Annotated in this window: 22 protein-coding genes and 1 tRNA gene; 10 read left to right on the forward strand and 13 right to left on the reverse strand. The window is 59.4% G+C overall.

The window, feature by feature from the left end:
• Window positions 1-22: 22 nt before the first annotated feature.
• From P3T17_RS10475 to P3T17_RS10490, 4 genes are all read right to left on the reverse strand, one after another.
• Window positions 23-1,498 carry a DUF1254 domain-containing protein gene (locus P3T17_RS10475; protein ID WP_429287740.1) on the reverse strand — a complete coding sequence of 492 codons (1,476 nt, stop codon included), beginning with the start codon at window positions 1,496-1,498 and terminating at the stop codon, window positions 23-25.
• Window positions 1,499-1,525: 27 nt separating this feature from the next.
• The gene (locus tag P3T17_RS10480; RefSeq protein ID WP_429406529.1) at window positions 1,526-2,941 is read right to left on the reverse strand and encodes a DUF1254 domain-containing protein; all 1,416 of its coding nucleotides are present in this window, start codon (window positions 2,939-2,941) and stop codon (window positions 1,526-1,528) included.
• A 27-nt stretch (window positions 2,942-2,968) separates the two neighbouring features.
• Window positions 2,969-3,763, reverse strand: coding sequence for a hypothetical protein (locus P3T17_RS10485; protein ID WP_429406531.1), 795 nt, complete (start codon window positions 3,761-3,763; stop codon window positions 2,969-2,971).
• Between the two features lie 575 nt (window positions 3,764-4,338).
• On the reverse strand, window positions 4,339-4,482 hold the full coding sequence (locus tag P3T17_RS10490; RefSeq protein ID WP_429287738.1) for a hypothetical protein: 144 nt from the start codon (window positions 4,480-4,482) through the stop codon (window positions 4,339-4,341).
• On the opposite strand from P3T17_RS10490, the gene P3T17_RS10495 reads away from it, so the two are divergent.
• On the forward strand, window positions 4,481-5,413 hold the full coding sequence (locus P3T17_RS10495) for an HAD family hydrolase (protein ID WP_429406533.1): 933 nt from the start codon (window positions 4,481-4,483) through the stop codon (window positions 5,411-5,413). The genes P3T17_RS10490 and P3T17_RS10495 overlap by 2 nt on opposite strands.
• Before the next feature lie 122 nt (window positions 5,414-5,535).
• Here P3T17_RS10495 and P3T17_RS10500 read toward each other — a convergent pair whose 3' ends face one another.
• The 4 genes from P3T17_RS10500 to P3T17_RS10515 all read right to left on the reverse strand — a co-directional run bounded on the left by P3T17_RS10500 (window position 5,536) and on the right by P3T17_RS10515 (window position 9,645).
• Window positions 5,536-6,207, reverse strand: a complete 672-nt coding sequence (locus P3T17_RS10500; RefSeq protein WP_429406535.1) for an RraA family protein — start codon at window positions 6,205-6,207, stop codon at window positions 5,536-5,538.
• Window positions 6,208-6,219: 12 nt separating this feature from the next.
• Window positions 6,220-7,242, reverse strand: coding sequence for an amidohydrolase family protein (locus P3T17_RS10505; RefSeq protein WP_429406537.1), 1,023 nt, complete (start codon window positions 7,240-7,242; stop codon window positions 6,220-6,222).
• Between the two features lie 7 nt (window positions 7,243-7,249).
• Window positions 7,250-8,593 carry an MFS transporter gene (locus P3T17_RS10510; protein WP_429407180.1) on the reverse strand — a complete coding sequence of 448 codons (1,344 nt, stop codon included), beginning with the start codon at window positions 8,591-8,593 and terminating at the stop codon, window positions 7,250-7,252.
• A 146-nt stretch (window positions 8,594-8,739) separates the two neighbouring features.
• Entirely contained in the window at window positions 8,740-9,645 is a 906-nt protein-coding gene (locus tag P3T17_RS10515; protein WP_074262903.1) for a LysR family transcriptional regulator, read from the reverse strand.
• Between the two features lie 233 nt (window positions 9,646-9,878).
• On the opposite strand from P3T17_RS10515, the gene P3T17_RS10520 reads away from it, so the two are divergent.
• The 7 genes from P3T17_RS10520 (at window position 9,879) to P3T17_RS10550 (ending at window position 18,644) form a co-directional block, all read left to right on the forward strand.
• The gene (locus P3T17_RS10520; protein WP_429407182.1) at window positions 9,879-10,769 is read left to right on the forward strand and encodes a LysR family transcriptional regulator; all 891 of its coding nucleotides are present in this window, start codon (window positions 9,879-9,881) and stop codon (window positions 10,767-10,769) included.
• 268 nt (window positions 10,770-11,037) lie between these two features.
• Window positions 11,038-12,204 (forward strand): CaiB/BaiF CoA transferase family protein, encoded by a 1,167-nt coding sequence (locus P3T17_RS10525; protein ID WP_429406539.1) that lies wholly within the window; start codon window positions 11,038-11,040, stop codon window positions 12,202-12,204.
• Window positions 12,201-12,962, forward strand: coding sequence for an enoyl-CoA hydratase (locus P3T17_RS10530; RefSeq protein ID WP_074262906.1), 762 nt, complete (start codon window positions 12,201-12,203; stop codon window positions 12,960-12,962). Before P3T17_RS10525 ends, P3T17_RS10530 begins: the two co-directional genes overlap by 4 nt.
• 26 nt (window positions 12,963-12,988) lie before the next feature.
• Window positions 12,989-14,293: an MFS transporter gene (locus P3T17_RS10535; RefSeq protein ID WP_429406542.1), complete on the forward strand. Its 1,305-nt coding sequence runs from the start codon at window positions 12,989-12,991 to the stop codon at window positions 14,291-14,293.
• Between the two features lie 451 nt (window positions 14,294-14,744).
• Window positions 14,745-15,485: an SDR family NAD(P)-dependent oxidoreductase gene (locus P3T17_RS10540; protein ID WP_074262908.1), complete on the forward strand. Its 741-nt coding sequence runs from the start codon at window positions 14,745-14,747 to the stop codon at window positions 15,483-15,485.
• Between the two features lie 403 nt (window positions 15,486-15,888).
• Window positions 15,889-16,449 carry a hypothetical protein gene (locus tag P3T17_RS10545; protein ID WP_429406543.1) on the forward strand — a complete coding sequence of 187 codons (561 nt, stop codon included), beginning with the start codon at window positions 15,889-15,891 and terminating at the stop codon, window positions 16,447-16,449.
• Window positions 16,450-16,895: 446 nt separating this feature from the next.
• Entirely contained in the window at window positions 16,896-18,644 is a 1,749-nt protein-coding gene (locus tag P3T17_RS10550) for an ATP-dependent nuclease (RefSeq protein ID WP_429406545.1), read from the forward strand.
• Between the two features lie 510 nt (window positions 18,645-19,154).
• Here P3T17_RS10550 and P3T17_RS10555 read toward each other — a convergent pair.
• The 3 genes from P3T17_RS10555 to P3T17_RS10565 all read right to left on the reverse strand — a co-directional run bounded on the left by P3T17_RS10555 (window position 19,155) and on the right by P3T17_RS10565 (window position 21,594).
• On the reverse strand, window positions 19,155-19,544 hold the full coding sequence (locus P3T17_RS10555) for a response regulator (protein ID WP_429406547.1): 390 nt from the start codon (window positions 19,542-19,544) through the stop codon (window positions 19,155-19,157).
• Between the two features lie 217 nt (window positions 19,545-19,761).
• Entirely contained in the window at window positions 19,762-20,112 is a 351-nt protein-coding gene (locus P3T17_RS10560; protein ID WP_074262914.1) for a response regulator, read from the reverse strand.
• Window positions 20,113-20,118: 6 nt separating this feature from the next.
• On the reverse strand, window positions 20,119-21,594 hold the full coding sequence (locus P3T17_RS10565) for an RAD55 family ATPase (protein ID WP_429406548.1): 1,476 nt from the start codon (window positions 21,592-21,594) through the stop codon (window positions 20,119-20,121).
• A gap of 172 nt (window positions 21,595-21,766) precedes the next feature.
• On the opposite strand from P3T17_RS10565, the gene P3T17_RS10570 reads away from it, so the two are divergent.
• Window positions 21,767-22,015, forward strand: a complete 249-nt coding sequence (locus P3T17_RS10570; protein ID WP_429406550.1) for a BrnA antitoxin family protein — start codon at window positions 21,767-21,769, stop codon at window positions 22,013-22,015.
• Window positions 22,016-22,110: 95 nt separating this feature from the next.
• Here P3T17_RS10570 and P3T17_RS10575 read toward each other — a convergent pair.
• Window positions 22,111-22,186, reverse strand: a tRNA-Arg gene (locus P3T17_RS10575).
• Between the two features lie 286 nt (window positions 22,187-22,472).
• Here P3T17_RS10575 and P3T17_RS10580 point away from each other — a divergent pair.
• Window positions 22,473-23,384 carry a c-type cytochrome gene (locus tag P3T17_RS10580; RefSeq protein ID WP_429406552.1) on the forward strand — a complete coding sequence of 304 codons (912 nt, stop codon included), beginning with the start codon at window positions 22,473-22,475 and terminating at the stop codon, window positions 23,382-23,384.
• 148 nt (window positions 23,385-23,532) lie between these two features.
• Here P3T17_RS10580 and P3T17_RS10585 read toward each other — a convergent pair whose 3' ends face one another.
• Window positions 23,533-25,617, reverse strand: a complete 2,085-nt coding sequence (locus tag P3T17_RS10585) for a UvrD-helicase domain-containing protein (protein ID WP_074262917.1) — start codon at window positions 25,615-25,617, stop codon at window positions 23,533-23,535.
• Window positions 25,618-25,637: the final 20 nt, after the last annotated feature.

Here is a 25,637-nt window from a genome sequence, read left to right on the forward strand (position 1 = left end):
TTTCCAACTTAAACCCGATCTACTACTGTGCTTCGTGCACAACGCCGGGTGGCGTCCACGTGCCATCCAGCGCCGCCGGTTCCGGCCAATAGGCCCGCACGTAAAGCGAAAAATCTTCGTTGGCCGGCGCTGGCAGCCAGTTGCCTTCCTTGCCGGCGCCCGGCGTCGAACTCTGCACGTAGATCGTCAGCGAGCCGTCGTCGTTGTACTGCAGGTTCTTGTTCTTGGTGCCCAGTGAATAGCGCTTCTGATCGTTCGGCGAGAAGAAGTGATGCGCGTTGTACAGCGTCAAGGACCAGAAGCCCTTGACCGGCGGCAGTTGCCCCTTCGGGAAAGTGACCGTATAGCGCTGCGCGCCGTTGAGGCGCGCGCCGGATGCGTCGGAGTCGGCATAGAAGTATTTCGTCTCGTTGGGCTTGTTGACGAAAATGTTCGACTTCGCCACCGCCGTGCGCGTGAAATAGTCCGTACCGAATTCCGCACCGTTGCTGATGGTGTTCCAGTGCGCAGGCAAAGGCTTGCCGAACGTGTTGAAGTTGAAGAGCGGCGCGACCAGCCTGGCGTCCGTCTGCGCAGCCTCGTCCACGATCGCGGACTTGATGGCAGGATCTTTCTGCGCGGCAGCCAGCAGCGCTTTCGCCTGGGCATACAACGCCTCCTCGCCAGGTTGCGGCGGGGTCTGCTCGAGCACCGTCGGCAGTTCGTCCCAGAACTTTGCAGGGTCGACCCATTTGATCTCTTCGGCACTCGCGTCACCCGAGCCGAAGCTCGGCAGCTTCGACCAGTCGGTCACCTTCATCTTGCCGTCGTACTCGCTCAGCGGGTACAGACCCACCTTGCTGATGACCGCCTGAACGGCCACCCGGTCTTCCGGTGTGTCGTCCATGAATACGCGCGGAATGAAGCTGCCCACCGCCGTGCCGGAGCGAAACACCTGGCGGATGCCCTTGGGCACCTGTCCATGCCAGTCAGGCCCGACGAACAGATAGAAGCCTGGCTTCGTACCGTACAGCTTGCCGAGACTGGCGAAGCCATCGGTACGCAAGTCAACGGCCTGATATACCCAGAAGCGCTCGCCGAAATCCGGCACCTGCACCACCACGGGCGTCTGGTTCAGATCGAAGATGGCCGAGCCGTACACCACATCCTGATTCGGACACGCGACGAAGCGCTCCTGCGGCTCGATATAGTCGTGCAGCATCGACAGGTGGTTAGGCGGCGCAACCGGCACGATTCCGCCATTCAGGCCCGACTGCGGCACCTTCTGCATGGCCAGCAGACGGTTGTAGACGTTGACCATCGGCCACGCCCAGAAATAGGTCTGGCGCGCCACCAGCCGGGCGTAGGCCTCCGAGATGGCATAGCCTGGAACCGGGCCCGGAACCGAGAGCGCGGTTGCAGCCTGCGCCTGCGAACCGCTCGGCGCTCGCGCGAGGATCGGGCTGGCGAGCGACGCCAGCACCGCCGCGGTGACCCACGTTGCAGCTTTCTTATTCATGTCGGGCTCCGACTCGTCCATTTGAGTTCATCGCTTTTGCGGTGCCGGGAATTTCCAGGTACCGTCGAATACCGACGCGTCCGGTCCATAGATGCGCGCAATCACGTTGTAGGCACCCTCGGGAGCGGGCAACCAGTTGGACTCCTTATCAGCACCGGGCGTGGTGTGCTGGACGTAGATATCGAGCGAGCCGTCGGGGTTGTATCTGATGCCCTTGGTACGGTCGCCGATCGAATAGCGGTTGATCGGGTTCGCCACCAGATGGCGCCCCGGCAGGTCGTACATCGTCATCGACCAGAAGAACTTCGCCGGCGGCAGGTCTTTCTTGTCGAAGTGGATAAGGTAAGGTTGCGAGCCCAGCAATTGCTCGTGATCGGCATTAACACGTGTGCCGACGTAGACCGCTTCTTCTTTCGTGTTGCCGTAAATGCCCATCCCGGCGGCTACCGCGCGTTTCATGTAATCGCCGTTCAGATCCTGCCGGCTGCCGAAGAGATCGTAAGAGCTGGTCGTGTGTTTCTCGGCGTCGGCCAGCGCCGCTTTGCCGTCGGCGACGCCCTGTTCGATGGCCTCGCGCGTCGCGGCAGGCAGCGCGGCGGGATCGAACGGCTCTCCCGGTGCGATGCCGATCTTCGCGAAGCGCTGCATCAGATCCACTTCAGATGGCGCCGTCGGCTGCGTGAACTGCAGCATGAAATTCAGGTACGAGATGAAATCGATCGAGGTCGCTTTCGCCTCATCCCACTTCGGGAACGTGACCTTCGGCGCGGGTGGCGGTGCGCTGGTATGTTCGAACGCGGAAAGCGGCGTGAGCTGGTATTGCTTCTGGATCGCCTGGACGTTCTTCACATCGGCCGGGCCACTCAAGGCAGTGCGGCCCAGGGTGAGGATGATGTCAGTCTCCGAGCGGAACACCTTGTCGATGCCCTTCGGGGTATCGCCGTGCCAGTCGGGGCCTGCAAACAGGTAATGACCCGCGCCGTTGCCCGTAGCGCGCGAGCCGACATAGGCAAAGTTATACGTGAACAGGTCGATCCACTGGAACACGTAGTAGCGGTCGTCCTTCACCGCCGGCACCGTCAACACCCAGGGCTCGCGACGCAGATCGAGCCACGCCCACGAGTACGGCGTGTCGTTGTTCGGCGTGACGATCTCCTTGTTCTCGGGACCGTACGGACGCGAATAGTTGCGAAATTTGCCGAAGCCACCTACGTAGGACTTCGAGCCAGGATCGAGTACCTGCTCGTACAGCGTCTTGTAGTTGAACAGCATCGGGTAGGCGTAGATGTACGCATCTTTGGCGATGCCGCGCGCCTCCTCGGGTGATGCGGTTATCGTCGCTGCAGCGGTACTCGCCTGAGCACCGGCGTACTGGTGCGACAGCGTCATGAGCGTCATCCCTGCCGATATCGCGCCAAGGCGCAGGAGCCTGGATATTTTCATGGATAGGCATCTCCCAGAGGGGGTTGGCTACTTGCCGAACGTCAGGTTGATTCCGGCAAAAATCGTCACTTGCGGCAGGCCCGCACCGGAATGGGCGACGGAATACTGCGGTTCGATGAACGCGTTGTAGATGGTCGAACCGCTCTTCCATGCCTTGCCCGCGCCAAGGCCGACGGGGATGTAGTACGTGCCGTGCTGCAGGTCGAAGCTCCAGATACCGGTGGAACGGATGTACCAGCCGCCGGGCAGGTTGAAGATGGCGAACGGCTGCGTGGTAAGCGACTGGGTAGTCGGCCGGCCGGTTTGACCGGCAAACGAGTGTTGCCACTGAACCAGCGCGCCGAGCAGATGCGCGGGGGTCGCATTGACGGCGACGGCTGCCAGACCGCCTTGCCATTTGCCGGTGCCGAGACTTGGGTCGGTGGCCGTGGGCGCGGTGATCAGTGGACCGACGCCAATCTGCACGTCCGATTGCGACAGCAGAAAAATGTCGAACAGGTTGATGTCGCCGAGGCCGGTGTTGTAGCCGCCGGTCGGGTCCGGGCGCGTGCTGATCGGCACCGTCGCGCGGAAAATCTCCGGCACTCCGATCGGTCCGAGCGGCCCCACCGGAACGGTCGGCCGCAGCAGCAGGTCGTTGGTGTGACCGCCGACGCCGAACAGGCTCGGGGTGTAGTAGTCCTGGATGTTGAATGAGGGCGCCAGATTCAGCGGGTTATTGCTCTTGTTGGCGTCGTCTGCCGAAGCCTGCGCATAAGCGCCTGACGAGAATGCCGCCGCCCACAACATCGTACTCGCTGCAAGACATCGCTTCGTGGTCATTGGATTTTCCGGCTTTAGGCAATGGACAAACGAGCGTATCCATTTGCATGACGCAAATAGAAGTCTGACTATTAAATCGGGTATTCGGTTAATACTGGATCAAGCGCTAATGGCCCCTTCTCACTTGCGCGTGGGGGAATGGTCTGAAAGCCAAAGCACGCCCCGTACGAGTCTCGCGGGGGCCAAAAATAGATGCCAGGAGTTGTAGTCGATCACTGTCATCGCCTGAAAATACTAGCAAACGTTTTCAAAAAATATGGAAATAAATTTGTAACACGAACGAAAGCCTGTCTTTCCAGTTTTTATTATGCTTAAAAACGGCCAAAACAAATCTCCTTTTGAAATAGCGACATCAATTTCAAGGAATTGATTCGAATATAAAAACAATTTGTCCCGGCGCGTGTGGCAACCCGGCCAGGGCGGGCGAACCAGGGTCTGAACTCGACGTGCAGGTGTCCACCGCCACCCGGCGTCGGCAAAATACGTGACAAACCGTTAAATAAACGCGCCGGATGTGCTATCTAGTAGGCGCGAAAAGACTAGCGGCGCACCGAGCGCCGCACGACATCACATACTCACGAGGCTTTCATGATTGGCTTGATGCGCAGATCCTGGATCGGCTTGACCGTCGTCGTTCTCTGCGCGTGCACGACCACGCCCCACCCGAGCGGGACGCAAGGGTCGCGTCCCGCCCGCGCGCCTTCCAGCAATTCGACCATGGCATCGTGGAACGACACCCCGGCGGAGCGTTCGATCATCGATTTCGTCACGCGCGTGACGACGCCCGAATCGAAGGACTTCGTGCCGCGCGCCGAGCGGATTGCAGTGTTCAATCTGGACGGCACGCTCTGGGTCGAACAACCCGCCTCCGTGCAACTCGTCTTCACCTTGCAACAGGTGAAGACGCTTGCGCCGCATCATCCTGAGTGGAAACGCCAGGAGCCGTTCCGGTCGATCCTGCGCGGTAATCTGAAACCGGTAGCAAGCAGCGGCAACGCCGGAGCGATGAAGCTGCTGGCTGCCACCCACGCGGGTATGACGACGGACACTTTCGCCTCGATGGTGCACGACTGGTTCGACACCGCGAGCGATCCGCGCTTCAACCGGCCCTATACGGCGCTCGCGTATCAGCCGATGGTCGAGTTGCTCGCTTACCTGCGAACCAACGGCTTCCGAACGTACATCGTCTCGGCCGACAGCGTCGAATTCGTTCGCACGATCTCGCAGAGCATGTACGGCGTGCCGCCTGAAGACGTGATCGGAAGCACGGTTCGTTATCAGTACGGGCTGACGAACGGCACGGCGACACTGACCCGGCTCGCGCAGGTCGATACGCTTAATGACGGCGCGATGAAAGTGCAAACCATTCAGGCTGTGATCGGGCGCCGGCCGCTAATGGCGTTCGGCAATGCCGACGGCGACCTGCCGATGCTCGAATGGACCACCTCGGGCAACGGTCCGCGTTTTGCGGCCCTGCTGCATCACACAGACGCGCAGCGCGAATATGCCTACGATCAGACGGCACGCAGCGGGAAGCTGGATAAGGGACTGCAGGAAGCGAATGTGAAGGGCTGGCTGCTGATCGATATGAAGGACGACTGGCGGACCGTATTCAAGGGCGATGCGGACGCGGCAGCAACGGGTAAATGAAGGGACGGTGATGGGCGGCGCCGCGCGCCGTACCCTACGCGATGCCGTACGCAATGACGCATCGGCACGCGCGGCCTGACCTGCCCGCCGCCGCGCCGCGTGCCGGGCGGTTTTTCCAAGGCTCAGCCGCCCATCATCCGCGTTTCATGCGGAACGACCCACGAGCGGTCGAACTCACCTCTCGCGATAGATTGCAGGGCCGCCTCCTCCTTCTCCCCCTGCTTCTTCGCCCCGGCAATCACCGCCTCGACTTCGGCAACGGGGATCGCCAGCACACCGTCTTCATCGCCGACGATGATGTCGCCGGGATGCACGACCATGCCACCCACCGACACCGGCACATTGATCTCACCAGGCCCGTTCTTGTACGGACCGCGGTGTGTCACGCCACGCGCATACACGGGGAAATCGCCCTGCCGAAGCGCGCCGACGTCGCGAATGGCACCGTCGATCACCAGACCTTGAACCCCCAGGCTCTCGGCAAAGCTAGACATGATCTCGCCCATCAGCGCCTGCGAAAGGTCGCCGCCGCCGTCGATCACCAGCACATCGCCCGGCCGGCAAAAATCGAAAGCGCGATGAATCGCGAGGTTGTCGCCACCGCGCGTGCGGACCGTCACTGCGGTTCCAGCCATCGGCCTGGGCCGGTGATAGGGCTGCAGCCCGACTGTGCCGCTCGCGCGCGCCATGTTGTCGCTCAGCAGCGAAACGGCCAGGCCACGCAACGTCTCGAGAATCTGCGGGCTGGCTTGCGGCGCGGATTCGTTGTGGTGCCATCCAATGGGGTTCGTCACAGGAGTCTCCTTTCAGGAAAGCTGGCGTTCGAGTTGACTGGACAGGCGCCCATACACCGCGCGCGCGTTGTCCTCGAAGATACGTTGCCGGTCCGCGGGCGTGAGCCACGGAATCGCGTCGATATAGCGCCGCGTGTCGTCGTAGTAGTGACCGGTCTCGGGATCGATGCCCTGCACCGCCCCGATCGTCTCCGAGGCAAACAGGATGTTCCCGACCGGAATCACCTTGGCGAGAAGCTCGGCCCCTGGCTGGTGATAGACGCACGTGTCGAAGAACACGTTTTTCATCAGGTATTCGGTGAGAAGCGGCCGCGTCATGTCCTGAGCAAGGCCGCGATAGCGTCCCCAGTGATACGGAACCGCGCCGCCGCCGTGCGGGATGATAAAGCGCAGCGTCGGGAAATCGGCGAACAGATCGGCGCTCAGCAACTGCATGAAGACGGAGGTGTCGCCATTGATGTAGTGCGCGCCCGTAGCGTGAAAATTCGGGTTGCACGATGACGACACGTGAATCATGGCCGGCACGTCGAGCTCAACCATCGCTTCATACAGCGGGTACCACGAGCGGTCGGTCATCGGTAAGCCGTTCCAGTGACCACCGGATGGATCGGGGTTGAGATTGCAGCCGATAAAACCCAGTTCCTCCACGCACCGACGCAACTCGACGATGCAATTTGCCGGCGCTGCACCGACCGCTTGCGGCAACTGGCAGACACCGACAAAGTTGCGCGGAAACAATCCGCACACGCGATGGATCAGGTCGTTGCATTCCTGCGACCAGCGCGCATTCGCGTCTTCCGTGCCCAGATGGTGGCCCATCCCGGCTGCGCGCGGCGAGAAGATGGTGAGGTCCGTGCCACGTTCGCGCTGAACGCGCAGCTGTCCGCGTTCGATACTCTCGCGAATCTGCTCGTCCGTGATGGCCGGACGGGGCGGCACCGGCGTGCCGTCCTTCAAGGCTGCGATCTGTTTGGCGCGCCAAGCTTCGTGCTCGGGCGGCGAGGTGGTGTAATGGCCGTGGCAATCGATAATCATTGCGGTTTTAAGTGTTGCGGCTGATGGGGAGATTTTCGGGGTGCGTGTCGCTGGGCGGCACCGAATCCAGATCGCTTTCACGCGGCGTCACGCGCATCACCAACGCGATGATCGTGGCGATCACGAGAAACGCGGCAATCGTCAGGAGTGCGAGATCGAATTTGCCCGTCGCGTTTCGCACGAGCCCAATGCTCCACGGACCGACCAGGCCGCCGACCTGCGCTACGGTGTTGATCAGCGCGATCGTCGCGGCGCCCGCAGCGCCGGAGCGGAACGACGAGGCGAGACTCCAGAACAGCGGATTACCCGCGTAAATGAAGAGTCCGGTTACGCAAAGCAGCACGTAGGCAATCACCGGATTCGGCGCATAGGCACTGCCGGCGATGGCGAGCGCGCTCATTCCATACACGAAAGCCAGATGCTTCTTCCGGTCGCCGGTGCGATCGGATCTACGGCTAATGAGGAAGGTGCCCAGTACGCCAAGGAGCGGCGGGACGGCAGACAGAAAGCCGACTTCGATATTGCTCAGGTGTCCGAGGCTTTTGACGATCTGCGGCAACCACAGGAACAGGCCGTAAATTCCGACGAGCGCGCAGCCGAACAGGCATGCGAGACTCCAGACGCGGATATCCCCGGCCACGCGCAGAAAGGAAAAATGCGTCTGTCCGCCAAGCGCTTCGCGCTCCGCTTCCAGCGTGGATTCGAGCCACTGTTTCTGTTCAGGTCTGAGCCACGCCGCCTCCGCCGGGCGCTCGGTCATGATGCGCAGCGTCAGCAGACCGAGCAGCATGGCAGGCACGCCCTCGAGAATGAACATCCACTGCCAGCCGTTGAGCCCTAGGATGCCGTTGCCGTAGGTCATCAGCGTGGTGGAGATGGGACCGCCCAGCACGGCAGAGAACGAGCCGGCAATGATGTATCCGCCCACCGCCCGGGCCCGGTAGCGCACCGGAAACCACTTGGTCAGATACACCGCCACGCCGGGCAGAAAGCCCGCTTCCATCACGCCCAGCAGGAAGCGCAGGATGTAAAAGCTGGAGTCGTTGAAAACAAATGCGGTGGCGGCCGCTACGGCGCCCCAGGTCAGCAGAATGCGCGCTATCCAGCGACGGGCGCCGACGCGATGCAGCAGCAGGTTGCTCGGAACCTCGAGCAGCATGTAGCCGAAGAAAAAGATGCTTCCGGCGAAACCGAACACGGCCGGGCTAAAGCCCAACTGCTTGTTCATGTCGAGCGCGGCGAAGCCGATATTGATCCGGTCCAGGTAGTTGAAGAACATCATCGCAAACAATAGGGGCATCAGCCGCCTATAGACTTTGCGCATGGTCTCCGCTTCGATCGCATCGGTCATCATCGTCTCCATCATGTTTCTGCGCGCCTGTTTATTCAGGCGTCGGTCGAACAACAGTACTACCTTGACGCGAGTCCAATCCCATCATAAGGAACCGGGCCAACGGGCGTCCAAGACGTGTTCCTTATTCTTGTATAAGTTTTTTCTTATAGTGCGACGTTTTCCTTGCTGTCGCACTCGGGCAGGCAATCGAGGAAAGCGCGCAGATGCGGCGAGGTGTCGTCCGTGCGAAAGCGTGCGGTGAGCGTGGTGATCTGCGACGAGACCGGCCCGTCAAGGTGACGATAGACCACGTCGGAGCGGCCATGCCGCGCGACGGATTCACCGATAAAGGTCACGCCGAGTCCTGCGGCAACGAGCGCGATGGCCGTCTGAATCTCGTACGCCCGATAGCCAACAGGCGGCGTAATGCCGGCGTCGCGGTACAACGATTCGACGAATCGCGAGAACTGCGCGTGCGGGTACTTCGGATACAGGATCAGCGGGGTGTCGGCGAGATCGGCGATGCGCACGGTTTCTGACGCGGCCAGCGGATGCTCGGGTGCAAGCGCGACCACTACGCGCTCATGCAGTAGCGGCAACGTTGTACATCCGGGGAGCACAGTGGCCTGTCTGCCGATTCCGATGTGAATCCGCTGATCGCGCAGCGCGTCGCCTTGCTCCTCGGTCAGCATTTCGAAGAGCTTGAGTTCGACCTGGGGATAGGCCTGGTGAAACGCTTTCAGCGCAGGCGGAAGCACGCTATACATCGTCGAACGCGTGAAGCCGATGCTGAGCCAGCCACGCGATCCAAGGCCAATTTCGCGAGTGCCAAGCGCGACCTGCTCACAGGATGCGAGGATCTGCCGCGCCTCTGTGCATAGATAGCTGCCGGCTTCGGTCAAGCGTAACGGCCGGCTGCCCCGGTCGACGAGCTGCGCGCCCAGTCGTTCCTCGAGGCTGCGAATCTGCTGGCTCAGCGCGGGCTGTGCCACATGCAGTCGCTCCGCCGCCCGGCTGAAATTCAACTCCTCCGCGAGGACGACAAAATATTGCAGGGCTCGGAGATTCATGGCGTAGGTATTCCTGTCCGGTTGGTCCGGCCCACGAACGCGGGTGAATGGTGCACCGCGCAACGGGCGGATGATTCTGGCCCAGCTTGGCATAGCGGCTCTTGAACGGTTTGGGCCGCTATGCCCAGAGCGGAGTTCAAATCACCGCCCTCTTGCAAAATGCTACTCTGCGACGTCCTATACCTGCGGCCACGGCTGAACAGGGCCGAACCGCTTCAGCAACTTTGACAACAGTGAAATTCGACACGACGACAGTCCGGCTGATTCTGGCCATCGCGGATGAAGGCAGCATTTCCCGGGCCGCCGACAAGCTCAGCCTTGCGGTGGCTGCTGCGTCCCGGCGCGTGTCGGATCTCGAAGCGCAACTGGGCATCAAACTGTTCCAGCGCGTGCCGCATGGCGTTGAGATCACCGAGTCCGGTACCAAGCTGCTGGACTACATCCGGCAGATCGACAACCTCATCGACCGACTTGAAGGCGATGCAGGGGCGCTCAACGAAGGGCTCGACGGGCGCATTATCATCGGCGCGCCCAAGGCGGTCGTCATCCAGTTTCTTGCTCGTGAGATTGCTGCGATCCAGCGCAAATTCCCGCGCATCTCGCTGAAGGTTGTCGAAGAGAACAGCAAGATCGTGCAACAGCTGCTGCGCGACAAGGTGATCGACGTGGGGATCTACGAGAACAAAAGCGGGTTCCTGGATCTGCCGAAATTTCCGTACCGGGAGGACCGGCTGGTTCTGGTCTATAGCCGCGCGCATTTCCGGTTTCGTGACGCGCCAGTTAGCATCGACGAGTTTCTCGATTTGCCCGTTGTGAGCCTCGGCAAGGGGTCCGCTGTGTTGTCCGCCGTGCAGCGCGCGTATCGCAGCCGCGGGCGGGAGTTTCCCAACAATTTCACCGTCACCGGCTTCGACACGATGCTGGCGCTTGTGCGCAATGGACTCGGTGTGGGATTGATGCCACCTGACGTATTGCGCAGTTTTCATCCTGAAGAGGCGCTGGCGTCGGTGGAACTTGTCGGCGACTGGCATCAGCGCAACTACGTTCTGTCCTGTCTCGAAGGGCATGCGCAACAGCAAACCCTTCACAACGTCGTGGACGAGCTTCTTCGCAAACCGGCGTAGTTCGACCTCCCCGGTTTCGCGAGGCGCGAAACCAGACATGATTCCCTCATCCTTGCGGCGGCTCCCCCGGTAGGCGACAGTGATCGCATAACGACTACCTGGAGACGAGATGCCATTGCGCGTCCTCATTGCGGCTATCGCCGCTGCCCAAACCTCTTTCTGACCCCTTGTTGCAGCTGTGGCTGGCGCTATGCGTGCCGCCGGGTTGCTGCTTCGCGCGGCTTTAACGCCGTGCCTCCACTGAACATTTTTTCCGAGGAAACATAAGATGACGCAATCGACGCATCTACCGCTGCAAGGCATCCGCGTGCTGGACGTCAGCCAGGTCATGGCGGGACCGTTTTCCTGCATGCTGCTCGCGGACATGGGCGCTGACGTGATCAAGGTGGAACCCCTCGAAGGCGACCAGACGCGCGGCGCGATGGGCTTCAAGATGAAGGGGCCAGACAGCATGGGCTTCCTGAACATGAACCGCAACAAGCGCTCGCTGACACTGGACCTCAAGAGCGACGAAGGACGTGAGTTCTTCTACGAGCTTGCCAAGACTGCCGACGTGATCGTGGAAAACTACCGGCCAGGTGTCGTGCAGCGGCTGCGCATCGACTACGAGACGATCAGGGAGATCAATCCCAAGATCGTGTACGCCAGCATTTCGGGCTTCGGTCAGAGCGGACCGTGGGCGTCGCGACCAGGCTTCGATCTGATGGCGCAGGCCATGTCGGGCGTGATGAGCGTGACCGGCTACAAGGGTGAAAAACCGGTTAAGGCGGGCGTGCCGGTGGCAGACATCGGCTGTGCGCTGTTTGCCGTGTACGGCGTGCTTTCGGCGTACATAGGCGCCCAGAAGACGGGCGTGGGACAGCATATCGACGCCTCGCTGTTCGATTCGGTGATGGCGTTCTCGATCTGGGACATGTCGGAATACTGGGGCACCGGTGTGCCGCCGACCCCGCTCGGCACCAGCAACAAGATGAGCGCCCCCTATCAGGCCGTAAAGGCACGCGACGACTACTTCGTGATGGGCGCGACCAACCAGAAACTGTGGAAGAAGCTGTGCGAGTTGCTGGAGCGTCCTGATCTGGTCAGTCATCCTGACTATGCGAGCGTGTCGTTACGATTGAAGAATCGCGAGGCGTTGATCGAAGCGCTGGAGCAGGAATTCGGCAAGCGCGACAGCGCGGAGTGGGTCGACGTCATGCTTGCCGCCGGCATTCCGGCCGGCCCGATTCTGTCTTATCCAGAGGCGTTCGAGAGCGAGCACGCCGTGCATCGTCGCATGTGCATGGAGATCGATCATCCGAACGAAGGCAAGGTCAAGAACATCGGGTTTGCCGTCAAGATGCTCGGCACGCCACAGACGGTGCGTCGTCATCCGCCGCTGCTAGGCGAGCACAACGACGAGATCTACGCCGAAATCAACGGGACCAAGCCATGAACGAACCCGTCAGATTGACCGTCCATGAGTCGGGGGCGGCTGAGATTGTGATCGACCGGCCTGAACGGCATAACGCGATGACGATCGCGATGTATGAATCGCTACTGGCGTTGGTCAGCGAGTGCGAAAGCGACGATGCCGTGCGCTGCATTCTGTTCCGTGGCGCGGGCGGTAAGTCGTTTATTTCGGGCACCGATATCTCGTACTTCAAGGACTTCCGCGATGGACGCGATGGCGTCGCTTATGAGGCGCTTGTCGAGCGGGTCATCGATGCGGTGGAGCGGATCCCGGTCCCTACGGTTGCTGTGATCGATGGGTGGGCCGTGGGCGGCGGCCTAGCGCTGGCGACGGCTTGCGATTTTCGCGTGTGCAGCGGTGCCTCGCGGTTTGGCGCGCCTATCGCCAAGACGCTTTCCAACACGCTGTCGTCGCGCAATATTGCGCGGTTGCACGCGGCTTTTGGCGTGCCCAGGGTCAAGAAGATGTTGATGCTCGCCGACTATCTCTCGGCTGAGGAAGCCTTGGCGTGCGGGTATGTCTATGACGTTTGCGGACAGGATGAACTGGGCAACGCTGCGCATGCGTTAGCGGAGCGGCTTATTGCGTTGTCGCCGGTTACGCAGAAAGCGGTTAAGGAGAGCCTGCGGCGCATTGTCGTCGAACAGCGGCTCGATGATGAAGACCTGATCGAAGAGGTTTACGGCAGCGCCCGCTTCAGGGACGCCGTGGTCGCTTTCACCTCGGGCTCAAAGAAATAACGACACGGAAACGTGAGGAGACCGACATGAAACGATTCCAGCTCAAGGCGACCACCACCGTCCTTGTGATGCTGTGCCTGATGTACTTCATCACCTACGTCGACCGCGTCAACATAAGTACCGCCGCCGGGCAGTTCAAGTCTGAACTTGGGCTAAGCAATACGCAGTTGGGTTTTGTCTTTTCGGCGTTTGCGTATCCGTATGTGGTGTTTCAGTTTATCGGCGGGTGGGTTAGCGATCGGTTTGGAGCCAAGCGGACGTTGATCGCCTGTGCCTTGATCTGGGCTGTGGCGACAACGCTGACTGGATTGGCGGGTGGGTTCGGGACACTTGTTGCGGCGCGGTTGCTGTTGGGGCTCGGCGAAGGGGCTACGTTTCCGGCGTCTACGAGTGCGATGGCTTCGTGGGTGACGCGCGACAGACGCGGGTTGGCTCAAGGGATTACTCACTCGTCGGCGCGGTTAGGGAACGCGGTGGCGCCGATGCTCGTGCTCGCGTTGATGACCGCGTTTAACTGGAGGTTTTCGTTTTATCTGCTCGGTGCGCTTAGCGCTGGGTGGTTGGTGCTTTGGTATGTGACTTATACCGAGAAGCCTGGGGATCATCCGCGGATTACTGCTGCCGAAATCAGTAGCTTGCCGCCGCCGACGGTTCGGCCCGCGGAAGTACCGGGGACATGGTTGCGGTTGTATCGGCGTTTGTTGCCGGTGTCTGGGGTTTACTTTTGCTACAACTGGATTCTCTGGCTGATGCTCGACTGGATGCCGCTTTACTTCATGCATAGCTTCCATCTCAACATCAAGAAGGCGGTGCTGTTTACTTCTGGGGTGTTCGTTGCGGGGGTGTTTGGGGATCTCGTGGGTGGGTTGGTCAGCGACCGGTTGCTAAGGCGTACTGGGAATCTGAAGCTGGCGCGCAGTTATATGGTTGCGGTTTGTATGTCGTTGACGGGGTTGTCGTTGCTGCCCGTGCTGCTGATACATGATCCGATGTATTCGCTGGTTTTTCTCGCTGCGGCGATGTTCTTCAATGAGATGAATATCGGGCCTATGTGGGCCGTGCCGATGGATATCGCTTATGACCGGTCTGGGACAGCGAGCGGGATTATGAGTGGGACGGGGTTCACAGCGGCGATTGTTAGTCCGGTTGTGGCGGGGTATCTGGTTGACCGGTCGGGGAGTTGGGATGTGACTTTTTTGCTTTCTATCGGAGTGATGGTTTGTGGGGTGGGGATGACGTTTTTTATGAGGCCGGGGGTGGTGTTTGGGGCGCAGCGCAGGAACGCGGGGCGAGTGGGGAGACGTGCTGCGCTGCCGCTTGTGGATGAGTAATGAGAAGGGGCGATGTGAGTCGCCGCCTTGTTTGGCTGGACCCTGCATACGCTGAAAGGACTTAAAAAAACACCGTCGGGTTCTGAGCGCTTGCGCCTGTCTCGCGGCTATCTATCACGGATATCGCCCGCTCCTGCTATGCCTGAAAGGCATGTCCCCCTACCCACAAGGTCTTTGTTGCGCCTTCTGCGGAAACCTATAGTCCTTGCACGGCCACCGGTTAAAGGTGGCGCTACAAAGCTCTTTGCCTGATTGCTGGAACCCTCGCGGACGAATGCCGTACTGCCGTCGACGTTCAAAGCGTACGAAGATGGTTTTCGTCGATCTCTGCGATGGTGCGGAGCCAGGAAGGTACTCGTTCTAAAAGTGCTCCGGGCGAAGATAACGGGCAATGAATCGTCAACCGAATCAGTGACGCGATGAGTCGCGTACGGACTCCTTAGGAAATGACATGTCTAACTTAGCTCACAAAGTGGCCCTCGTTACCGGCGGTTCACGCGGTATTGGTGCGGCAATTGCGAAACGCCTCGCCGCGGATGGGGCGAGCGTGGCCCTCACATACGCGAAGGACGCGAACGCGGCTTCGGCCGTGGTCAAAGAGATTGAACTCAGCGGCGGGAAAGCTATTGCGATTCAGGCTGACGCTGCTGATGTTAACGCTGTCGAGGCTGCGGTTGAAAAGACCTTTACGACCTTCGGCCGGCTTGATGTGCTCGTGAACAATGCCGGTACGGCCATTCCGAAAACGTTCGAAGACACGACGCTGGAGGAGATGGATAAAGTGATCGACATCAACATCCGCGGCGTATTCGCTACGACCAAGGCTGCGCTGAAGCGTTTGAGTGACGGTGGCCGCATCATCATGATCGGTTCGGCGGTGGGCGAGCGGGCTATTACGCCGGGGCTGGTGCCTTACGCCGCTACCAAAGCGGCTGTCAGGATGTTCACTCAGGCGCTTTCTAGAGAGGTTGGGGGCCGGGGTATTACGGTCAACAACGTTCAACCGGGGCCGATTGATACGGACCTGAATCCCGCTTCGGGCGATTGGGCTGTGCCGCAGAAGGCTGCCACGGCGCTTGATCGATATGGGCGCGCTGAGGAGATTGCTGCGATGGTGGCGTTCGTTGCTGGGCCGGAGGGGTCGTACGTTACCGGGACGAATCTTACGGTTGATGGGGGGATGAATGCTTGAGGTGGGGTAAGTGTTCAATGTCCGGGTTTGGGCAGGGTGATGGCCGTGTGGGCGGGATGGCGAGTCGATGGACCAACGGAGTCGGCTCCTCTCGGCGAGCGACCGCCGACAACACAAGCGGTTATTGAATGCAGCAGCTATTACAGGCTGCAGTCAACTTATGTGCAAGGCATATTCAGCCCATTGCCATCATTCGATTCGCCTGCGCACACCCGCCCTAAAAACTCTATGATTGTTTGCTCATGCATGGTCGGCCGCGGCCTCTCGGGCAGAGGGGACGAGCGTGGCAGAATGAATCAAGCGTAATTGCCCGTTATCGACAGGTGTGCGGCGCACTGGCACTCGCAACGGGTTATATCGTTGCAAACGGGTTACGGAGATTACGCAGCACTGGGGAAAGGACGTGAAAGAGGATTCTGATCCATCGTTTTCCCAAGAACTTGCTGGCCTAGCCGAGTGGGATCGAGCTTTTTGGCTCTCGCGCGCGTTCCTCGAAGCGAGTCGATGCTTGTGCGAAAGCATGTCCGAAGGTGGTTTCAGTTCTCAGTATTCCTCGAGTCGAGTCATATTGCACCTAGCTCGCCAAGGCGTTGAGTTGTTCCTGAAAGGAGCGATTGCCGCTGTTTCTGGGCAAGGCTCAGCGCCGAAGACCCACGACTTAAGCAGACTCTTCCTCGACTATCGTCGCCTTTATCCCGAGTTAAGGTTTTCTTTCAAAGTCCCACCCCGCTTCAGCGTCAGCCTAAACTTCGACCTATTTCCGGAGGATCAGGAGCGGTTCCATTCGACATTGGATCAGCGCCATAGATATCCCTCGGATCGAAAGGGCAACACGTTTGCCACCAAGGAGGTGTTTGATCCGATAGAGACGTTGAAGGAACTCGAAGAACTTGATCGCGAGTTGAAAGTCTTGGAGTGGGCACGCATTCGACCGCATTTACGTGGCGAACCCGAGATCAAGTAGAAATCCTGCGGCGCGGCCAGCGACTTTGGGTTAACAATCGAGACATCGTGGCCATGCGTATCGCAGGGCACAGTGCTGCCGCGCGGATACGCGGATCGGCACTCTGGTCGTCTCAACACCGGGTTCCCTGGACGAAAAAATCCCGCAACGCCCTATCTGGCGGTGATTTTTCAGGATTCAGGGAATAACCGTCCCAAACTTTGCTTTGCCCACGGAGCGGTTCTGCCGTGACAACCGGGGTGCCTGTCGGCTACTGCTGAGTGGCCGCGTGTCGTCTTGCACACCACCAAATCTTGCCGTGACTGCGCAGATGATTCTCGTCCAATTGTTCGTGGTCGTTGATTTCCCGGTCCTGCAACCACAGAATGGCTTCGCGGCTCCCCTCGACAAGTCGGGTGGATGAATTCCGCATTCCAAAAAACATCACAATATCTAATGAGGGCCATATGCGTTTAGAGGAAGTCGTAATCCATAACTATTGTTCATGCTCGTCGGTTCGAGTTTCCCTTTCCAGCTTTAATCCTATAATTGGATACAACAATTCTGGAAAATCAAATATATTGCGAGCTATCAGCTGGCTCCTTCGTAAATCCGTTCTGCCTACTGCCGCATTTCACAATTCCACAGTTCCGGTGATCGTGGAGGGACTAATATCTGCAGTCAATGTTAATCTACTCCCCCCAAACCAACGCAATCAAATCGATCCTTTTATAACACAAGGGCAGCTGCGATTTAGGCGACGTCAGGATATTCCAAATGCACCCGCAGGACAGATTAAAGTGGACGTACTCAATCCACAAACCGGACAATGGGATGCAAATCCAACAGGCCTAGACAATGCCATTGGTGTCTTGTTTCCCGATCCCCTTTATATAGAAGCAATGGACGACGCCGCCGACGATATCAGCCGCTTCGCAGCAAAAAATACAATAGGATTGCTTCTAAAATACACACTGGACCAAATCCGCGCGAATAATGCGGCAGCTTTAAATAACGTTTTAACAGATCTGCAATCCGTGGGTGCACACCTACATGGTCCCACCCGGATACAAGAAATAAATACCCTAGAAGGCGACGCAACTCAGGCGATCGACGATTTTTTTCCAGGACTTTCACTTCACTTGGATATTCAGGCGCCCTCTTTTGACGACTTAATCAAGAGCGCAACGATCTCACTCTCTGACGCTCCCGGACTTCAACGTCCATTCACTTCGTTCGGGCATGGTGCGCAACGCACGGTACAAATGGCGCTGATAAAATTGCTGGCATCGCAAATTAATCAGCAGGCTGCAGCAGGCTCAATTACTGTGTTACTTATCGACGAGCCCGAACTTTATTTACATCCACAAGCAATTGAGCTTCTACGAGAATCACTCAAATTACTTTCTCAGCAAAATTTTCAGGTTATTTTTTCAACGCACTCACCCCTACTCCTAGGCGCAGACGACGTGCTCAACACGAGCATGGTCTATAAAACGGTGGCTAGTGGAACCGTGGTTCGGGACAAACTAGCTGATGCGGCAACTACGATAGCTGCTAACCCACATCACACAAGTGTAGTTTTCGCAATTCAACACGCCACATATCTAATGTTTTCCGAGACGGTCCTTCTCGTCGAAGGAAAGACAGAAATGATGATTCTTCCGACGCTATACAAAGCGATCAAGGGAAGGACACTGGCTCAAGACAAAGCTTGTCTAGTCGATGGGTCAAGTAGCACCTCCATTCCACCAATGATGCACGTCTTGCGGGCTGTGGGTTTCTCACCAAAAGCCGTCGTCGACCTAGATTTTGTGTTTAGGGTAGGACTTCGCTCCGGTTTGATAACTAACACTGACGCGGACTTTGCCGCATGTCACGCTTGGTTCGCCGCAAATCAGCCAGCGCAAAACTTTCAACTCGATCCAGACGGCTTGCCGGCCAGAAGAAGCGCGGCGGGCGTAGTCGCAGCCGTCGGACCAGAGAAAGCGTTCGGTCTAATGGCGGCAGCAATGAGCGCTGAGGTGGCGCGTCTATCTGCCCACTTCCGCGCTCACGGGATCTGGGTGTGGGAGAGAGGAGCGATTGAGGCTCATCTGGGTATTCAGAAGAGTGATGCTGCCCGGATGGCCTTCATAGGGGCCTTGCAGGCAAATGGGGATGCTAATCACGCAACCCATGAGCAGGACCTTGTCGACTTCGTGGCTTGGATCTAAAGAAATCGGATAGAGGCGATCGAGGGCGCGTCAAAATGCATCAGCTCTCTGTCGCGGCACGTTCGTGATTTCCCCCTGGATCGCCTTAGTCGATTCGCTTTAGATGAATTGCCTGATGCATCAAAGCCAGCGGGTCAAGCGCAACTCGCAGGCGAGGAGGGGACTGCAAAAAAAGAAGAGCTATTTTTGAGTGATGGTGGCCGGCCCCTTCGGACCAACGATACGGTCACTAGCCTTTGAGCGCTACGCCGCTCCAGCAACACCGATCATCTTAGGCGTCCAATCGCCAGCCGACCTGTTTGAGCCAAAGGCCGCGGTCCCTCAAAAACCTCTCCTCCGCTCCGACGAGCTGACGGGCCGAAATAGGTAGGCTGCGGCGCTTCACATTCCGCAGCAGCTGGCGCTTTTTTGGAGAGTTGCAATCCGCGAATGCCGCGACTATTGTGGCCTTGTCTCCTCTCCATATCGCCTGCTGATATGGAATTGCCCGTCCTTGAGGCGGGCGTTTTTTTACAGGCTTTCGTCTGCACCGTCGGGATCCGTTAGAGGGCGCGTGCACAAGTCGCTAACGGTTGTAAGAAAGAGCGCCACGGCCACTGGCTTCTTTAAGCAGAGATCCCAGCCGGGCTGGAGAAAATCCGGTGGTGGCGTGGCTGACTGTCCGAGAATCGGGATATGTGCGAGATCGGGTCGAGCCCGAATCGCGCGGCTTAGGGTCAGCCCGTCCATCAATGGCATTATCCAGTCGGTGACAATGAGGTCGGGCACGTCGTGTTTGAGGCATTCGAGCGCCTCGATGCCATTGCTCGCGCAAGTCACCCTGTATCCTTCGTTGACAAGGATCAGGGACCAGACGGTGAGAAGCTGCGGCTCATCATCCACGAGCAAGATAGAGTACATCTGTGGCCACCGATTGGTCAGTTTTCGTTTTTCGCTGCCGCCACATTGCGCAAGAAACGGTCCCAAAGAGCGCTCGCCACCACAACGCTTGTTTGTGTCTCGCAAGTTTCTATATGCGAGGGGCGCGCAAACATAGGTGCCTACTTTGGGACGCTCTGCACGCGGTGGGGCGCGAGCGATCAATCGACCAATTCATGCCCTCGCCAGGGGCCCAGGCTCAAGGCAGCATTTTCTCGATGATCGGAAGCAGCATGTCGAGTGAGAGAGGCTTGCGGCAATAGGCGATCACGGGATTGGGCTGTCGCGGTATGTCAACGGCTGCGCTGCAAAGGATTATCGGGATTGACCGCAGGTCCGGATCTGCGAAGAGGGCAGCGCATAGCTCTGGGCCGGACATGACTGGCATCATGCAGTCACTGAGGATGAGGTCCGGCCTAGCCTTGCGGATCAGCTCAAGCGCGACCGCACCGTCGGGCGCTGTCATGACGGCATAGCCGACCTGTTCGAGCAGCAGGCTCCAGATAGTCAGAAGATCGAACTCATCATCCACGACCATGATCGTTTTCATGGCGCGTCAACTGTCGAGCCGGCCAACAACCCCTGCGGCGGCCCCGCGGCCACCGAGCAAACCCGCCGCACCCGGAAAAGCGTCGACAACATCGAGTCCCTTCTCGGTAATGACGAGCTCCCGAAGCGAAGAATCGTGCGCGCTTTCGCGCTGTTTGACCACGGAGATCATTCGATGCAGACCCGTGTCGGTTTCCGCATAGCGCAGCAAAATGAGATTTTCAGTCATGGCCGAGAGACGCATTCCGCGCATAACGGAGGGATCGGAATTGAACGGCACTTCTTCTGTGAGAAGCGTTGTCACCCCTGCGGCGCGTAACTGATGAGTCAATGCGTTGAGGAACAGACCAAACCGGCCAGTGCGCATTGCTGAATCACGAAACCCGTCGATACCGTCAAGCACAAGTCGCGTCGCGCCGGTCTGCTTCACCGTAGCGAGAGCGGTGGCTGCCAGTTCGTCTATTGCCAGTTCAATAGCCGGTTGCCACTGGACGGTCAGCCGCCCGTCGTCGCACGCCGCCTGCAACGGAATTGAAACGGATTCAGCCTTGCCGATGAGCCGTTGCGGCGACTCGTAAAAGCCAAGATAGACGGACTTTTCGCCGCGTTGCGCACCGGCCGATAGAAACTGCAGCCCAAGCAGCGTCTTGCCGATTCCCGATGCGCCCATCAGGGTGGTCGTGGAGCCCTTTATAAACCCTCCGCCGAGCAACTCATCAAGACGTGGAATACCCGATCCGAGGCGCGCCTTGAGGTCGGCCGGTCCAGGCTGCTCCGCACATCGTGCTTCCAGCCGTGGAAACATGACATGGCCGCTGTCCGTTATACGAAAGAAATGCTTGCCCAGCATGTGATCGCGAGCACGCATCTTGTGGACTTCAATTTCGCGCGTGCGACGCATGCCATCGCTGTAACGGTTGAGCTCAATCAGGCCGTCGACGAGCGTATGTTCGGGATGCGGCTCGTTACCCGACAAAGGAGCCAGCAGCAACGTTGTACAGTTCATGGCAGCAACCAGCGCGTTCAACTCATGGATGAATTTGGACAGCGAGAGGTCCGTTTCACTGAACTCGCGTGCGCTGCGAAAGCCATCGACGATGAGCAGACCCGGGCGGTACTGGTGGAGGCTCAAGGCAACCTGCTTGAGGAAGCCATCAAGTCCGCCCTGCATAAGCGCGTGATAGCCCGAGACGAAAAACATTTTCTCCGCGACCGCTTTCTCGTCAAAGAAGCTGAGTGCGCTCAAATGCCCGAGGAGTTTGTCGTGCGATTCAGCGATCAAGGTCATATACAGCACCTTCTCGCCCTGGAGGACACGATGGAAGCCGATCTGGCTCGACAGAATCGTCTTGCCCGCGCCAGCCATGCCTTCTATCAGGTACAAAGCGCCGCCGACCAGACCTCCGCCGAGAATGGTATCGAGGCCCGGTACACCCGTTTCGACGTTCGAATGGCGCGACGCTGGAGATGTGTGAGTTGTCATTTTTGAATCGTCTGCGAAGGTTCAAACAAGGGGCCGCCGCGGAATCAGCAAATCCCCCGATAGAAAGCAAACCGTGTACCTGACTCGCCGCGCCGACAGGAAAGCGCACCCGACAAGGTGCAACGAAATTTTACCTTCTCGGTATCGTTTGTGATGGTCGAAGCATGGAGAGATGGAGCCCGAGTCGTTGGCCCACTGGTGCGTTTTGCGCGCGCAAGTCGAGCATCACGACCGCTTTACATCACAGCGTGACGGTTGCCTAGACCGACTCAGGGATGGGAAGAGGTCGATCAGCTTCAAGGTCGCGGTAACGGTTCGGTACGACGCTGGGATTATCGATCGCTTCCGAGCAAGCGGGGACGGCTGGCAAACGCGGATGAATGACGCGCTGCGCGACTGGCTAAAGACGCACCGCGTATGACGCACACTCCACGCCATACGCGGGCGAGTGGGTGTAATTTAGGTGTAGTTCAGGAAAGCAGAAACAGGCAGATTCGCGAGAACCCCTGTCAAAATTGGTGCGCCCGGCTGGGATCGAACCAGCAACCCCTGCCTTCGGAGGGCAGTACTCTATCCATTGAGCTACGGGCGCATTGACACGAAAAGCGCCGTAAAACCGTGAAACCGGCACCAAATCGAGACCGAGAGGATACCCGGTTTCAGCCGACCCGTCCACCGACCGCCCGGCACACGCCACGGGCGATCCAGCCCATATCCCCCAGCCCAAACCGCCGATAGGGGTAAACGCCCGCTGAATACCCCCCGCCAGCCCTCGCCGCCGCTGAAACCTTCCGTCTATAATCGCCAGTGGCTATAAAGAATAAGGTCGTTGGCGTCACGCTGTACCGCTCACAATACCCACGGGAGACGAGACAAGCATGAGCGAAGCACCAAATCACGAAGCCCCGATCAAGACACCCGGGCAGCTCATTGCCGCCATCATTGCCGGTTTTGCTATTCCAGTTGTCATCATCGTCCTGCTCGCGATCTACGCGGACAACTGGACGCGCACCGGCGCCGGTACCGACAGTCTCTCCGACGCCGAGGTCAGCGCCCGCATCGCGCCGCTAGCCCAGGTCGACATTCGCGACGCCAACGCGCCGCGCGTCTACAAGACCGGCGAGGAAGTCTACAAGGCGGTCTGCTCGGCCTGTCACGCCACCGGAGCGGCAGGCGCACCGAAGTTCACCAACACCACGGACTGGGCGCCGCGCATCGCGCAAGGCTACGACACGCTCGTCCACACGGCCTTGACCGGCACGGGCGCCATGCCCCCGCGCGGCGGCACCAGCCCGGACGACTTTAGCGACTTCGAGATTGCCCGCGCCGTCGTCTATATGGCGAACAATTCCGGCGGCAATTTTGCCCAACCGGCGACCCCGACAGCAGCGCAAGCGGCCTCAGGCGCTGCCGCGGCGGCTGCACCCGCTTCCGGCGCCCCGGCTGACGCTGGCGCGGCAGCGGCGTCCCAGGCAGCGGCCGCGCTTGCCTCGATCGCCAGCGCACCGGCAGCCGCGCCTGGCGGAGACGCAGCGCAAAGCGCGGACGCCTCGCAGGCCGGCAAGGCGCTCTACACGCAGGTTTGCCAGGCGTGTCACGCCGCTGGCGTGCTGAATGCCCCGAAGTTCGGCGACAAAGCGGCATGGGCACCGCGTCTCAAGGATCCGATGGACACGATTTACAACTACGCCCTGCACGGCAAGGGTGCGATGCCGCCTAAAGGTGGATCGAACGCGTCCGATGCCGACGTGAAGGCAGCCGTCGACTACATGGTCAGTGCAGCGAAGTAAGCGGTAACCGGTGCGCAACCTGGGCATCGGTTAAACAAGCAAAACCAAAAGAAAAATCCCTGCACCGTGGCAACACGAGCAGGGATTTTTTACGTTCAGGCGCTGACTAGCGCTACAGCACCGGACGTCACAAAGGCCAAAACCGCCCTCAAGGCTTCTGCAACAACGCCTTCAAACTCGCCAACCTGTCCTTCGGCGTCATCGGCGCTTCCTCCGCCGTCGGCGGCGGTGCCTCGTCCAGTCCCATCTCAGGAATAAACCGCGACGGCTCGCACACCACCGTCTCCCGCGCGCGCTTTCTCTTCTTGCACCAGTTCAGATGCAAACTGCGCTGCGCCCGCGTAATCGCCACGTACATCAGCCGGCGCTCTTCCTCGATACGCGCATCGTCGATCGGCGCGTCGTCCGAGCCGCCGCGGTGCGGCATGATGCCTTCCTCGACGCCCACCAGAAACACGTGCGGATACTCGAGCCCCTTCGACGCATGCACCGTCGAAAGCCGCACCGCGTCCGGATCTTCCTCTTTACCTTCGAGCATCGACATCAGCGCCACCGTCTGGATCAGGCCCAGCAGGTTCTTGCCGGTATCTGCGAGACCGTCTGCGTTGTCGTAGCCGGTCGCCTCGGAGCCCGCTTCCGGCTCAGGCTTGGTGCCCTTGCGCTTCAACCACTCCACGAACTCCAGCACGTTCTGCCATTTCGACTGAGCCTGGCGCTCGTCGAACGCGTCGTAAAGGTAGGCCTCGTAGTGGATCGCGTCCATCAGGTCGTTGAGCACCTCGGTGGCCGGATCTTTTTCCGCGCGGTCGGTGAGGCGCTGCATGAAATCGCAGAAGGTGCGCAGCGGCTCGACCTGGCGCACCGACAGCCGCGCCTCGATCCCGCCCATATACACCGCCTCGAACAGCGACACCTTCGCCTGACCCGCGAACGACCCGAGCGCCTCGAGCGTCGTGTTGCCCACGCCGCGCCGCGGCGTAGTGATGGCGCGGATGAAAGCAGGATCGTCGTCCGCGTTGGCGATCAGGCGCAGATACGCGCAGATATCCTTGATCTCGGCCTTGTCGAAGAACGACTGGCCGCCCGACAGTACATACGGAATCCGCTCGCGCCGCAGCACCTGCTCGAAGATCCGCGCCTGGAAATTGCCGCGATACAGGATCGCGTAGTCGCGGAACTGCGCGCGCCGCTCGAACTTGTGCGCCGACAGGCGGAAGACCACGGACTCGGCTTCGTGTTCCTCGTCATTGCAGCCCGTCACGGTGATCGTGTCGCCCATGCCGTGTTCGGACCACAGCTTCTTCTCGAACAGCTTCGGGTTGTTCGCGATCACGTTGTTGGCGGCCGTCAGAATCCGCACTGTCGACCGGTAGTTCTGCTCCAGCTTCACCAGATGCAGTTTCGGAAAATCCTTGCCGAGCTGCGCCAGATTCTCCAGGGTCGCACCGCGCCAGCCGTAGATGGCCTGATCGTCGTCGCCCACCGCCGTGAATGCAGCACGCGGGCCGGCCAGCTGCTTCAGCAGCTCGTACTGGCAAGCATTGGTGTCCTGGTACTCGTCGATCAGCAGATAGCGCAGCTTGTTCTGCCAGCGGTCGCGCACCGCTTCGTTCTTCGCGAAGAGCTCGGCGGGCAGGCGGATCAGATCGTCGAAATCCACCGCCTGGTAAGCGTGCAGCGTGGCGACGTAGTTGCGGTAGACAATCGCCGCCTGGTGCTCGTCCTCGTTCGCAGCAATCGCCACCGCCTCTTCCGGCATGATCAGGCCGTTTTTCCACAGCGAGATGATCGACTGGATCTTGCGGATGAAACCCTTATCCGTCGAGCCGACCTGTTCCTGGATCATGCCGAAGCAGTCGTCCGAATCCATGATCGAGAACTGCGGCTTCAGGCCCACGTGTTCGGCCTCCTGGCGCAGAATCTGCACGCCGAGCGAGTGGAAGGTACACACCGTCAACTGATTGACGGGCACCTTGCGGCCTTCCTTACCGGGCGTGGTCAGCGTCTTGCCTTCGAGCAGCTTGCCGACGCGTTCGCGCATTTCCGCCGCCGCCTTGTTCGTGAAGGTAACGGCCGCGATATGGCGCGGCTCGAAGCCTTTGACTTCGATCAGGTGCGCAATTTTCTGCGTAATCACGCGCGTCTTGCCACTGCCTGCGCCGGCAAGCACAAGACAGGGACCATCGAGGTAGCGCACCGCTTCGTTTTGAGCGGGATTCAGGCCAGCGGACATCGTGTTTGGGCGGGGGGCGT

This window comes from Paraburkholderia sp. GAS82 (assembly GCF_050436285.1).
Taxonomy (GTDB): domain Bacteria; phylum Pseudomonadota; class Gammaproteobacteria; order Burkholderiales; family Burkholderiaceae; genus Paraburkholderia; species Paraburkholderia phenazinium_B.

Coding starts and splice junctions, on each gene's coding strand:
- P3T17_RS10585 (WP_074262917.1), bottom strand. CDS start 25,617: ATGTCCGCTGGCCTGAATCCCGCTCAAAACGAAGCGGTGCGCTACCTC.
- P3T17_RS10490 (WP_429287738.1), bottom strand. CDS start 4,482: ATGGTCGAATTGCTGGAAGGCGCGCGGGCGGGACGCGACCCTTGCGTC.
- P3T17_RS10580 (WP_429406552.1), top strand. CDS start 22,473: ATGAGCGAAGCACCAAATCACGAAGCCCCGATCAAGACACCCGGGCAG.
- P3T17_RS10530 (WP_074262906.1), top strand. CDS start 12,201: ATGAACGAACCCGTCAGATTGACCGTCCATGAGTCGGGGGCGGCTGAG.
- P3T17_RS10525 (WP_429406539.1), top strand. CDS start 11,038: ATGACGCAATCGACGCATCTACCGCTGCAAGGCATCCGCGTGCTGGAC.
- P3T17_RS10555 (WP_429406547.1), bottom strand. CDS start 19,544: ATGTACTCTATCTTGCTCGTGGATGATGAGCCGCAGCTTCTCACCGTC.
- P3T17_RS10535 (WP_429406542.1), top strand. CDS start 12,989: ATGAAACGATTCCAGCTCAAGGCGACCACCACCGTCCTTGTGATGCTG.
- P3T17_RS10570 (WP_429406550.1), top strand. CDS start 21,767: ATGGAGCCCGAGTCGTTGGCCCACTGGTGCGTTTTGCGCGCGCAAGTC.
- P3T17_RS10560 (WP_074262914.1), bottom strand. CDS start 20,112: ATGAAAACGATCATGGTCGTGGATGATGAGTTCGATCTTCTGACTATC.
- P3T17_RS10510 (WP_429407180.1), bottom strand. CDS start 8,593: ATGACCGATGCGATCGAAGCGGAGACCATGCGCAAAGTCTATAGGCGG.
- P3T17_RS10540 (WP_074262908.1), top strand. CDS start 14,745: ATGTCTAACTTAGCTCACAAAGTGGCCCTCGTTACCGGCGGTTCACGC.
- P3T17_RS10480 (WP_429406529.1), bottom strand. CDS start 2,941: ATGAAAATATCCAGGCTCCTGCGCCTTGGCGCGATATCGGCAGGGATG.
- P3T17_RS10495 (WP_429406533.1), top strand. CDS start 4,481: ATGGCATCGTGGAACGACACCCCGGCGGAGCGTTCGATCATCGATTTC.
- P3T17_RS10515 (WP_074262903.1), bottom strand. CDS start 9,645: ATGAATCTCCGAGCCCTGCAATATTTTGTCGTCCTCGCGGAGGAGTTG.
- P3T17_RS10550 (WP_429406545.1), top strand. CDS start 16,896: ATGCGTTTAGAGGAAGTCGTAATCCATAACTATTGTTCATGCTCGTCG.
- P3T17_RS10505 (WP_429406537.1), bottom strand. CDS start 7,242: ATGATTATCGATTGCCACGGCCATTACACCACCTCGCCGCCCGAGCAC.
- P3T17_RS10485 (WP_429406531.1), bottom strand. CDS start 3,763: ATGACCACGAAGCGATGTCTTGCAGCGAGTACGATGTTGTGGGCGGCG.
- P3T17_RS10565 (WP_429406548.1), bottom strand. CDS start 21,594: ATGACAACTCACACATCTCCAGCGTCGCGCCATTCGAACGTCGAAACG.
- P3T17_RS10475 (WP_429287740.1), bottom strand. CDS start 1,498: ATGAATAAGAAAGCTGCAACGTGGGTCACCGCGGCGGTGCTGGCGTCG.